General features: G+C 43.3%; 9 protein-coding genes. 5 read left to right on the top strand and 4 right to left on the bottom strand.

What is annotated here, in order from left to right; translation table 11 throughout:
* The first annotated feature begins 19 nt into the window (after positions 1 to 19).
* The gene (locus ACSW3C_RS11140; protein ID WP_486562669.1) at positions 20 to 193 is read left to right on the top strand and encodes a hypothetical protein; all 174 of its coding nucleotides are present in this window, start codon (positions 20 to 22) and stop codon (positions 191 to 193) included.
* Between the two features lie 128 nt (positions 194 to 321).
* Here the strand turns inward: ACSW3C_RS11140 and ACSW3C_RS11135 are convergent, their stop codons facing one another.
* Complete coding sequence (locus ACSW3C_RS11135; RefSeq protein ID WP_486562668.1) at positions 322 to 1,128, bottom strand: CPBP family intramembrane glutamic endopeptidase; 807 nt, start codon at positions 1,126 to 1,128, stop codon at positions 322 to 324.
* Positions 1,129 to 1,384: 256 nt separating this feature from the next.
* Between ACSW3C_RS11135 and ACSW3C_RS11130 the strand changes: the two genes are divergently transcribed.
* Entirely contained in the window at positions 1,385 to 2,470 is a 1,086-nt protein-coding gene (locus ACSW3C_RS11130) for a CapA family protein (RefSeq protein WP_486562667.1), read from the top strand.
* Between the two features lie 323 nt (positions 2,471 to 2,793).
* On the opposite strand, the gene ACSW3C_RS11125 is transcribed toward ACSW3C_RS11130, so the two are convergent.
* The 3 genes from ACSW3C_RS11125 to ACSW3C_RS11115 form a co-directional block, all read right to left on the bottom strand.
* Positions 2,794 to 4,980, bottom strand: a complete 2,187-nt coding sequence (locus ACSW3C_RS11125) for a 5'-nucleotidase C-terminal domain-containing protein (RefSeq protein WP_486562665.1) — start codon at positions 4,978 to 4,980, stop codon at positions 2,794 to 2,796.
* Positions 4,981 to 5,163: 183 nt separating this feature from the next.
* Positions 5,164 to 6,876 carry an N-acetylmuramoyl-L-alanine amidase gene (locus ACSW3C_RS11120; RefSeq protein WP_486562663.1) on the bottom strand — a complete coding sequence of 571 codons (1,713 nt, stop codon included), beginning with the start codon at positions 6,874 to 6,876 and terminating at the stop codon, positions 5,164 to 5,166.
* 144 nt (positions 6,877 to 7,020) lie between these two features.
* Positions 7,021 to 7,914 carry a C40 family peptidase gene (locus ACSW3C_RS11115; protein WP_486562662.1) on the bottom strand — a complete coding sequence of 298 codons (894 nt, stop codon included), beginning with the start codon at positions 7,912 to 7,914 and terminating at the stop codon, positions 7,021 to 7,023.
* A gap of 426 nt (positions 7,915 to 8,340) precedes the next feature.
* Here ACSW3C_RS11115 and ACSW3C_RS11110 point away from each other — a divergent pair, with 426 nt between their 5' ends.
* The 3 genes from ACSW3C_RS11110 (at position 8,341) to ACSW3C_RS11100 (ending at position 11,944) form a co-directional block, all read left to right on the top strand.
* Entirely contained in the window at positions 8,341 to 9,444 is a 1,104-nt protein-coding gene (locus ACSW3C_RS11110; protein WP_486562660.1) for a glycosyltransferase, read from the top strand.
* Positions 9,441 to 10,724 (top strand): murein biosynthesis integral membrane protein MurJ, encoded by a 1,284-nt coding sequence (gene murJ / locus ACSW3C_RS11105; protein ID WP_486562659.1) that lies wholly within the window; start codon positions 9,441 to 9,443, stop codon positions 10,722 to 10,724. The genes ACSW3C_RS11110 and murJ overlap by 4 nt, the downstream gene beginning before the upstream one ends.
* A 221-nt stretch (positions 10,725 to 10,945) precedes the next feature.
* Positions 10,946 to 11,944 (top strand): TAXI family TRAP transporter solute-binding subunit, encoded by a 999-nt coding sequence (locus tag ACSW3C_RS11100; RefSeq protein ID WP_238080631.1) that lies wholly within the window; start codon positions 10,946 to 10,948, stop codon positions 11,942 to 11,944.
* The last annotated feature ends 10 nt before the right edge of the window (positions 11,945 to 11,954 follow it).

Here is an 11,954-nt window from a genome sequence, read left to right as displayed (position 1 = left end):
GCGGAAGGAGCTGTTTCAAATGGAAAGAAAATTTCAAGTGGAACCGAATGCAAGTGAAGGCCGTGACAGCCGCTTTACCGGTATGCCGGATGCAAAGGAATTTCCTGATTTGGAACCTAAGCAGAGTGCCGAAAAGCAAATGGAACAATTCGAGAACACAGTTGGGAAGATGAATGAGGAAAAAGACAAATGAGATAGTGAGTGGAATGAGGCATTGTATTGACAATGCCTCAGCCTGTAAACAAACTATATTTCTATAGTTTCTTTATTCAGTTATTGTACATAAATACAAGACATCAGATAATTTATGATTGCTTATCATTATGCTAATACTATTCGCTTGGTCTTCTTGTCGTATATCACAACGGTTACAATTGAAACAAGAACTATCACAGTATTTGCGGCAATGGTTCCCGCCCAAGTCATAGTCATGGTGCCAAAGATGGGGGATGCCGCATTGAACATGGTGTGGAATAATACGCACATAAACACACGGCCTTTTCCTGATATTTTATAGATTGCCCCGTTGAAAAATCGAAATGCAATTAGTTGAACTGCAAACATCCAAAAGTTAATGAGTCCCTCTCCATGATTCGTTCCCGGAATGAAAAAGAGAGGGATATGCCACAAAATCCAAATGATTCCTACAAAAACAGAAGACAAAACAAAACCGTACTTTTTGTCAAGCTCAGGCTGCAATATGTACATCCAGCCAGCTTCCTCCAAGCCACCGATTATAAGATTACCAATCAGGGAAAGGAAGAACGTATAAAAAGGAAGCGCCATTTCAGTGCGGCCTGAAACTGCAATATGTATCAAAAAATACAGTGCAAGTCCTGCAACAACAAACAAATAGATAAATATGCTATTTTTGACATGAAAAACAGTTCTCAACCATTCCTTGAAACCTACTATTTTGTTATTTTTCTTCAGAACGATATATGAAGCAATAGCGGGCGACAAAATATATATTGCAAAAGGGATGTTCATCCCGAATTGCTGCAACGAGTGAACCCAATTGTAAACCGAATATCCGAATTGGCCAAGAGCAATCAAAGCACCTGACACAAGATAAGCTATGCAAAATGTCAGCATAGTAAATTGTTCTGTGATTTTTTTGTCTGTCACAATTTCTTCACCTCACATTTTAAAGTATACAGAAAATGTTAATTAATGGACATATTTTCTTTTATCCCCTGATGTTTGCTTGCTGCCAATTCATAGCTGAGCTCCGCAAAAAATATAAATAGCCTAATGACTTTGTCTACAGTCTGAGGCATTGTATCGACAATGCCTTTTTAACGTTCCAATCTACTTTTCAAAATAAATCTTTCACGTATACTAATAGGGAGAAAGATTTGGAAAAGAGACTGGGGATAAGACGTTGAGAAAAAGAGTACTGCTAACTGTGTTTTCATTTTTGATGCTTAATGGGTGTGGGCCTCTCGGAAAAGAGGAAACAGTTGAAGTTCCAGAGGATTTTGCCTTGATCCAATGCAAACTGGATCCGCTGAATTTGAAGGAGAACGCAACACATATTACGGTAGGTATGGTAGGCGACATTTTATTACACAATCCATTATATAAATACGAAGATTACAATCCGTCTTTTGCTGCCATTTCGGATGAACTCCACGAAATCGATTTTCTCCTTGCCAATCAGGAATCGTTGCCTGGCGGAAAAGAGCTGGGCTTATCGGGCTATCCGCGCTTTAATAGCCCGAAACACATCATTCGGGGTTTGAAAGAGAACGGTGTCGACATGATTAACTTGGCAAATAATCATACGATGGATCAAAATGAGATGGGACTTCGAAAGGCGATTGAACATATGAAGGCGTATGGCATGCCATATGTTGGTGCCTACGAATCACAAGAAGATCGGGAGACCGAGCGGATTGTGGAGGTAAATGGGATCCAAATCGGTGTCCTTGCCTATACGTTTGGAACAAATGGACTTCCGGTGCCAGCAGGAAAGGATTATATGGTTGGATTAACAGACCGGGAGAAGATGCAGAACGATATCCAATCCATTCATGGCAAGGTGGATGTTGTCGTCGTTTCAATCCATTGGGGAATGGAATATGTGCTGGAGCCCTCCAACTACCAAGTGGACTTAGCTCAATTTCTAGCTGATTCAGGAGTTGATATTGTGTTCGGCCATCATCCCCATGTTCTGCAACGGTATGAAAAGGTGGGGGAGACGCACGTCTTTTATTCATTAGGAAACTTCTATTCCGCTCAGCAGTTTGATACGACAAATATCGGAGGAATCGGGAAAGTGAGCATCCGTAAGCTGGAGTTTGCCGGCCATGAGATGACAACTGTAGGTGAGGCTCATCTGATCCCGACAGCTGTCATCCGCAATGCACAGCGACGTTATGTCGTCGTTCCGCTTGAGCAGGCGGGGTCGCAGGCTTCTAAGAATGTGAAATGGGTTGAGGAGCATGTTGGGCTGACAGCGGAATAAGGGTAAAACGATTTCTTTGATTACTTCAGAGAAGTGAAGAGCAGAAATTGGCTTGGAAAGGATTGCATTTTAAATTAGAAATGAAGTTGGCAGGCGGCTGTTTGCTGACTTAGTGTACGCGATTTGAAGATGGAGATAGAAGTATATAAACTGACATAGGAAAAAATCTCTGTTTGTTCACAGCAGTTCTTTCATCCAGGCTTACAAGAGGAAAATATTTAAGAGACCATTTCTGTTTGATTTTGAGCAACATTTCTGATGAACAGTTTCCTCCAAAATCGAAAAAGCGTCCTGCCTTTTTGAGCAGAACGCTTTTTTACTAATTACTTTTCCGCTTTTTCAACTTGTTTAGTTGTTTGCAGGAAGTTAGATACAATTTTTGCAGCTTGTTGACGAGTTGTGAATTGTTCCGGCATGAACTTTCCTTTGTATCCGGATGCAATGTCATGCTCGTGCAATAGGGAAATAGCATTTACCGCTTCAGCAGAGTATTTGCCGAAATCGGAGAATGGTGCTTTTTCCGCTGCTTTCAGTGGTGTGCCTGTGTAATTTTCAAGCGCACGCTCGATAATCAAAGCGAATTGTGCACGTGTTACTTTGTCGTTTGGATTGAACTTGCCATCTGTACCTTTGATAATACCATGTTCATAGGCAGCCGCGATTTCCGACTGAAGATCAGCAGATAGTCCAGAGATGTCAGAGAATGGTGCTTTACCAGTCGCTTTCAAATCATGTGCTTTGACAATCCAAGATACCATTTCAGCACGTGTGATGTACGCACCTGGTTTGAAGGAAGATCCTTCCCCAAGGATATCACGTACATAAAGATCGGAAATGTAAGGATATGACCAGTTGTTTAGTTTTACGTCTTTAAATGGAACTTGAGCAACAACACGACCTTCTAACCCTTCATTAACCTTGCCAAGTGATTTCAAGTGGCCTGCGAAGTTTTCCCAGTCACTGAATCCAGGCTCGCTGACACGGCCTTCTTGGTGGGCTATTTCAAGTGCCTTGAAGCCGTCTCCGCCTTTAGCTGTGAAGTTGTTTGTAGCTGCTTTGTACATCTTGTCATTTTCTACTTCTTTGCCGTCAATTTTAATGGACACGATACGTTTGCCAGGTTCTGCTTTGCTGTCGAATACAACTTGCATGCCTGCAACGTGCAAGAAGCCACCATTCTCTTGCGGGAAGTTCTTAAGTGCGTGCTCCATTGTTGATTTCAGTTCTGCGCCAGAAATTTTAGTGATCGCAAGCGGGTTGCCGAATGGGAGTACTGTAAGTACATCTCCGTAAGTGATTGGGCCCTTCTTGATGGAAGTCCGGATTCCACCGCCGTTTTGGAAAGCAATGGATACTTCTGGATCGATTTCTTTCGCTTTTTCAAGCATGCCATCTGCGATGATATTTCCAAGATTGGTTTCGCTGGAACGAACGCCGCCGATCAATGTCTTAAGATCTGAACTCTTATCGCGCAGTCCATTAAGGAATACGTCTGCTACAGCTCCAGTTTGTTCACTTTTCCTTTTTTCAACTTGCTCTTTATATGGTTTCAGAAGTTCCGTAGCTTCGGCATCTTCCTCAACGTCTTTCAACTTAATCAATTCACCTTTATAATCTTTGATCACACCTTTGTCGTCAAATGTGACATCAAGTTGTCCTAGGTTGTTCAAATATTCACCAGTTTGGACAATGAGAGTAGGGACTTCGCCATTTTTGATTACTTTTGGTTCTTTTAATTCGGTATGGGAATGGCCCGCTACGATGACATCAATTCCAGGAACATTTTCGGCAAGCAGCATATCATTGCCATACCCGTTGTCGACTTCGGAGCCGATATGAGTAACCGCAATGATTTTATTGATGCCAAGCTCTTCAAACTGCTTGACCATGTCTTGTGCTTCCGTAATGTAGTTTGTAAACTGTACGTCAACTGGGCTTGCGATGAAAGGTGTTTCTTCTGTTGTTAATCCGAAGATACCAATTTTCTCGCCTTCCACTTCTTTAACGATTCCGCTGAAGATTTTTCCGCTCTCTGGATTTTCAGAGATGGTTTTGCTTTGGATGCCGCTAAGCAGTTTGTCTTTAGAGAAGTCGACATTGGAAGCTACAATCGGGAATTTAGCTGTTTCTACGAAATCCTTCAAAGCTTGATGGCCATCCGCACTTGCACCTAGATCGAATTCATGGTTACCAAACGTAGCTGCATCATACTTGAAGAAGTTCATGAAAGCGATATCCGCTTTGCCGAGGAACTCATTGAAGTAAAGTGTTCCTGTAAAGTTGTCGCCTGCATTCAGAAGTACATTGACAGGATATTCTGCTTGTTTCTGTTTTAGCATAGTAGCTAGTTTTGGCGCGTTCTCCAAATGACTGTGAATGTCATTTGTGTGGAACACTGTCATTGAAAAGTCTTTCGACGCTTCCTCAGCTGAAACGGCAGCAGGTGTGACGCCTGCAATACTGAATAGCAAAATGGAAGCCGCCGCCCCCTTAAAATACTTTTTCGACATAATACACCATCCTCATTTTGTAATAGTAGTTGTCCATCATTCTTTTATACTAGTGAAAGATAAATAATGATGAAAACGTAGTCATTTCAAGTTTAGCATTATACCAACAAGAGGACAAATTAATTTTTAGTAAACACTGGGCAAATGAAAAACCGGAAAGGAATAATCCTTTCCGGCTAGAAATTATTGAGCGGAGTAATACTGTAGCAAGCCTTGGTAGATAGCTTCTGCATAAATTTCCGCATATTGATCGCTTGTTAGTTTCTTATAATCATCAGGGTTTGTCAAAAATCCTAATTCTATTAGAACAGCCGCGACATTGTTGTTGCGGATGACATAGAATCTTTCATCTCTTACACCGCGGTCTGCCATATCCGCCCGTTTGATGATATTGTCATGAATCTTTTTAGCCAGTGCACGGCTTTCTGCAGCATTTGGATTAGTGGAAGAATCATAATAGACTTCTGTTCCTTTTGCTGAAGTAGAACCAGCTGAGTTGACGTGTATTGAGACAAATGCTTCTGCGTAATGTTTCTTTGCAAAATCAGTACGGTCTTGCAGGGAAGGGAACGTATCACCGGAACGTGTCATTAACACGCTAGCCCCGGCTTTCTTCAATTTTGCTTCTACTCGCTTCGCTACATTTAATGTAATCTCTTTTTCTTTAGCAGAGCCTTTTGAGGTTCCGGGATCTTTGCCGCCATGTCCTGCATCAACGACGATAATCCGGCCTTTTAATGGATTGCCTGATTGGTTGATCAGTTTCAAATAGTTTTTATGGACATAACCTGGTCCGTTGTTTGTGTTAACTTTAGCCCAGTAACCAGAGATTGATAGAATTTCGACCTTCTCGCCGAGTTTGAATTTACCGATGACTTCTGAAGTCGAGTTGGCTGATTTACGAACGTTTAAGCTGTCAGCCGTTACTTTGCCGATCAGGCCGCTCGTCCCAACGGATGGTTCACTTTCATCCTCTTCCGGAAGGGAAGGTTCTGTCACATCTGGAGGAGTTTCACCAGGTTCTTCTGTTGCTACATCATCACCTGGTTTTTCTACCCCTACATCGACTGTATAACTCTTATTGATATATCCGTTTTTCCCGTCAATCAGGATGAGAAGCCAATCGCCTGTCTGACCAAGCACTTCGACAATCTCTCCATCTTTCAGCTTACCGACTACATCGCCAGTCAATGCCGGATGGCTTCGTACGTTCAGGTTGATGCCGCCTGTTACAACTTTAGCAAAATACGTTCTGGATGTCTGTTCTGGCGGTTTCACCTGTAGCGCAAACTTGTCATCCAACGCGCGTGCGACAAAAAGTGCGAATTGGGAACGTGTCAGCAGGTCGTTCGGCAAGAACTTTCCTGCATCTCCTTGTGTGACACCTGCGTAATAAAGTCCGTTGATCTTTTCTGCATATGGATGGTTCTTCATATCTGTTAGCATGAGCGGATGATCAACTGTGATCTTTTCTGATAAATTGAATGAGACTGAAAGGGCATAACCCATTTCATCACGCTTGATTTTTTCATTAGGATTGAACTTGCCGTCCTTGTCGATTTTAAAGTAACCAAGTTGAACCGCGCGGCTTGCAAATTCATACTGCTCCGTGCCCGGTTTCAAGTCCTTGAATGTAATGGAAGGGGTAGGCATGTCCTTTTTCTTGGAAGCGATTACTAACATCTTAGCAGCTTGTGCGCGAGTCAAATTGTCACCAGGGTTGAACTTGGAAACTTGGTTGACAATACCGAGATCAGCTATGTAATGAACTGCCTCATAATATTCCTTGTTTGGAGATACGTCAGAGAATTTGAATTGTGCCGAGGAATGACCTGGGACGATGGAAACAAGAGCGAAAAACAACAAAGCAACAGTGGCCCATTTAATCGTTTTCATGGTGTCCTCCCTAATTTTTACTATTGGTGTAGGTTTAGTGTAACAGTGTAGATTCATTAAATCTAGAGGAATTTCAATAGATTTATATAGTTTTCTACATAAAACCGGATGTCCCCAAAAACGGAACACCCGGTTCGATATGCATTATTGGTTAAGACGTTCGACGATCCTGTTGAATTGCTTTGCAGTAAGCTTATCGTTTAATCCAAAAGAACCATCTTCATAGCCACTTGCAATATGATTATATGCTAGAGTGCTAATATATTCAGTTGCCCAATGATCAGCAGGGACGTCTGAGAATGTCTGTTGTGATGAGCCTTCCAGATGGAATGCTTCGACAACGATTTTCGCTAGCTGCGCTCGTGTCAATGAACCGTCTGGATTAAACTTGCCGTCGTTGCCGGAAAAGATGCCGGCATTTGTGACAGCCATGATGGCATCATAATGTGGGTGGTTGGCAGGTACATCGGAGAAAGATGTCTGATGAGACAGATCTTCTAAACCGAGTTCTTTATAAAGTGTTTCTGCCACTTCTGACCGAGATACATACTTTGGCAAAGTCGCTGAATCATCAAATGCGACTGTCTTCTGGTCGAATTTCGCTACCCGCTTCGCTCCTAAATAGCGGTTGCCCCAGTAAGCCGGGTCGTTTACAGAAGAAATCATGACGCCTTTGCTTGTGGATGCATGAATGAAACGGCTTGAGCCGATATAGATTCCGACATGCGATACACCTTTGCCTGTCGTGTTGAAGAACACAAGGTCTCCTGTTGTAAGATCGCTTTTCTTAACAGATGTTCCCATAGCATACTGTTCGCCTGTCGATCTTGGAATTGAAAGTCCTTCTTTTTTAAATACATATTGCGTATATCCTGAGCAGTCGAATCCGGATGTGGTTGTCCCACCGTATGAATACGGTGTGCCGATATAGTTCTTCGCTGTACTAACGAGCGCTGTCGGTGAATTCGCTGAGGCCATGGCTGGAATTGACGTTGCGATTAAAACTGACCCAAACAAAGCTACAATAAGTCTTTTCATTATGGTTCCCAAATTCCCCTTCCGCACGTTTGATACAGTGTGCTTTTATCTGAAACCAATATTAGCATAGCTAAACCTTCATTTCGGTTACAGTTACATTACAATAACGTTACAAAAGCCTAGTAATCTTAAAAACAGCTTCACTTCACTGTTTTCAAGAAGTTTGGAACTTTTCCAACCGGTATTTCGTTCCCTTATGTAATAGATTTTCACTAGCAATCTAGATCTTTAGCCAATTGAAAGTAAGTTCCAACGGACTAGATAAATGGCTCGGACGTTTTATTACAGACATGTTACATATGAACTTTATCTCATGAAAACCGGCCTAGCTTGCTGGGAATTCCTCTCGTATTCGTTGAGGCATACACTTATGCTATAATCGTTCAATGGAAGTGAAGGCAGAATAAGTAGATGGGAAGAGAATAGATGCAAAAAATAGCGGTTTTCAGCAATATGTATCCTTCCGGACAACATCCGACGTTTGGGATATTTGTTAAAAATCAAGTGGAATTACTGCGTTCCCAGGGGCTCGATGTCGATGTCATTGCAATCGACGATCCGGCGAAAGGGAAAGGGGCAGCTGCAAAGAAATATGGGAGTTGGTTACTTCGCTCGTTTGTTTATATGTTGAAAAATAGAAAACGTATCTCGTTGACACATAGCCATTATGCTTTCCCGACAGGGCTTATCTCATTAATGGGAAAACGGATTTGGAAGCTGCCGTATGTCATTACAGTCCACGGTGGTGATATCGACAAAATGGCTACGAAAGGCGGAAAGATCGCCTCCATGACAGCCGCCATCCTTCAAAATGCCGAGGCTGTTATCGTTGTCGGAGAACGGCTGAAGCAGGATGTGATACAAAAGTTTAATGTCCAGGAACAACGGGTGCATGTGATGAGCATGGGAGTGGACACGTCTGTTTTCAAACCTTTTCCGAGAGAGGAAACAAGGATGGAATTGGACATACCGGCACAGGAAAAAGTGGTCTTATATGTTGGGAATTTGATTGAAGCAAAAGGCCTGCTTGAGTTGGTGGAAGCTTTTAAAGTTGTGAAGCAAGAAGTTCCGGAAGCGGCGCTATATTTGATCGGGTCACCGAAGGATGAAGGGTTTATGGAAAAGCTGGCGAAGCATGTGCTGAAGCATGGCGTCAAAGTCGTCCAGCAAATGCCCAAGCCGCAAAATGAAATCGCCCAATGGATGTCTGCTTCGGATGTATTTGTCCTTCCTTCACATCACGAAGGGTTCGGGCTTGTTGTCCTGGAAGCGATGGCAACCGGAACGAAGGTCGTTGGCACGGATGTGGGAGGTCTTTCGTATTTGCTTGCTGATCAGGCGGGGATTGCAGTAGAGCCGAAAAATGCTGATTCTCTGGCGGACGGCATACGCCAGGCATTGAATGGCGAGGCGGTATTGAATCGAGAAATGATTCAACTAAAAGTGGAATCAAACTCGTTTGAATCGATCCATAAACGACTTTTGTCAATCTACCGCTCTATAGAAGAAAAGGCAGGCCTGGGCGAATGAGCAAATTTATTAAGATAATCGGCGCTGTAGCTGTCATCAACATTCTTGCCCGGCTTATTGGATTTGCGCGGGAAATGGTCATCGGAAACCAATACGGAACGGGTCGTGTGGCCGATGCGATTGCGACGGCGTATACGATTCCGAACTTCCTCTATCTCGTCATCGGCGGGGGATTAACGACAGCATTCATATCTGTCTATCATTCGACTTCTTCGGATAAAACTCTATTTGTCAGAAAATCGTTTACGACAGTTCTGGCATTTATTTCGGTCATTACTGTATTGGCCTTTATATTTGCGGAGCCGTTCCTACGAATTGTATTTTTCAAATTGTCGGATGCGGAAATCGCTGCCGTCTATCCGTTATTTTTATGGATGATGCCATCAACGATTTTCCTTGTCCTCTCGACCTGGATGAGCGGGTTGCTTAATTTGCATGATCGCTTCCATCTATCGAGTGTTGCTATTCTCGTGTACAATGCGGCATTTGTCGTGATTGGAGCTGTCCTGACGTATTCGATCGGACCGATTTCCTATGGAGTCGGTGCGCTCGTCAGTGCGGTGCTCATGGTCGTGTTCCTCTATGTCGGCATTAAACGGAGCAACTTATCTTCGCTTAAGCCATCATTCGGCATGACAGATGATATTAAACGGGTATGGGTCATTGCCCTTCCAATTTTGCTTGGCGGCGCTTCATTGCAATTTTACGCCATTATCCAAAGGGTTGCGGCGACCGGATTAAGTGAAGGGGCGATTTCGGCCATCAACTACGCATCCAAACTGAGCGGTTTCCCGCAAGCCGTCATGATGACAGCCGTCACAACGGTCATTTATCCGATGCTGAGCAGGAAGGAAGGCGAAGGGGATACGGAGACAATCCGTTCCTTGTACAAGAAAGGGATGCTTTATCTTGCCGCTTTAATTGTCCCTGCGACAATAATCGCCTACTTTTTCGCAGACCCGATTGTCCGGCTCGTTTTTGGACATGGCGAGTTTGGGGAAAAATCAATCGCCATTACCGTGCCAATTTTCAAAGCATTCTCGCTGTCGATGTTCTTCTTGGCAGCCAACACCTATGTCACTCGTTTCTATTATGCGAAAGGGAATTCAATCGCCCCCGTCATATTTAGTCTGATCAGTGTATTAGGTATAAACATTGCTGTCATTTACGCTTTGGTAGATTCTCTCGGTGCAGTGGCCATTGCATACGGCACTGTCATCAGTTCCGCTGCAAACTTCATCATGCTTTGGATCTATGCGCGAATTAAATGGAAGCTGTAAAATGAATCAAATCGACAAGAGCTTTTTCCTTTCAAAAGGAAAAGGTTCTTGTTTTTTTATTCGAATAAACAGTGGAATGATTGAAAAATATTTAATGTTCAGTATAATTTAGAATAACATTCTACTTTTCATAGCGTCATAGACCTCTTAGAGAACGAATCACCTATCCTTTTGTAAGCGCTTACGAGAAGGGGATGATAAACAATAAGGGGGATGTAACAGTGAAAAGGAGTAGCGTGCGATGGATAATGGTCCTGCTCGGGGTAGTGCTTGTATTATCGGCTTGCGGGGACGGAAAGAAAAATATTGCGATTGGGCCGCCGGCAAGTGAAACGAACAATGTTTCGAAGATTATTTTGGATGCGTATGGAATTGGGGATGGAGATTACAAAGCGTTCCAGGAGAGCTTTGGTGCAGCGGCAGATGGTGTCCAGGATGGCAATATCGATATTTCCATCGGGATTTTAGGCTTGCCGGCTTCCAGCATTGAAAGTTTACAGGCATCCGCTGGAGACGTGAAGATGTTAAGCCTGTCCGACGAAGCGGTCAAACAGATTGAAGAGAAGTCAGGCTACAAACCGTACACGATTCCAAAAGATTCGTATGATTTCTTGACAGAAGACGTCCAAACGGTAACCGCTTATGCCATTCTAATGGGCAACACCGATACAATTGATGAGGAGCTTGGGTATGAACTGGCAAAAAGCATGATTGAAAATGCCAGCGAAAATACTCATGCGCAAGCGAAGCAGATGATTCTGGAAAATGCGCTGAACGGCGCCGAAGGGCTTCCGATTCATCCAGGAGCGAAGAAGTATTATGAAGAACAAGGGTTGACAGTCGATAACGAAGTAGCGGAACTTTCCGCATCAAAAGACAATCGTAAATCAGAGCTTACACTGGGAACAGGGAGCCAGGGGGGAACGTATTATCCGCTTGGCGGAGAAATGGCGAACCTTTGGAATAAATACATCGATGGCATTAACGTGACGAACATGGAAACGGGAGCGTCCGTTGAAAACCTCTCGACTATTTCGCAAGGGAATATGGATCTTGGGATGACAGTCCACGTTCCTGCCTTGAATGCGATTGCGGGCAAGGCTGATTTCGATGGAAATCCAGTAAAAAATGCTGCCTTCATCGGACATATTTATCCGGAAGTCGTACAGATTGTAACTCGTGAAAAGACAGGAATCACTAGTTTTGAAGACTTGAAATGATCGATGAAAA

It is taken from the genome of Sporosarcina sp. AD_1 (assembly GCF_057373025.1).
Note: the sequence above shows the minus strand (reverse complement) of the source record. Positions and strands in the feature narration are given on the sequence as shown.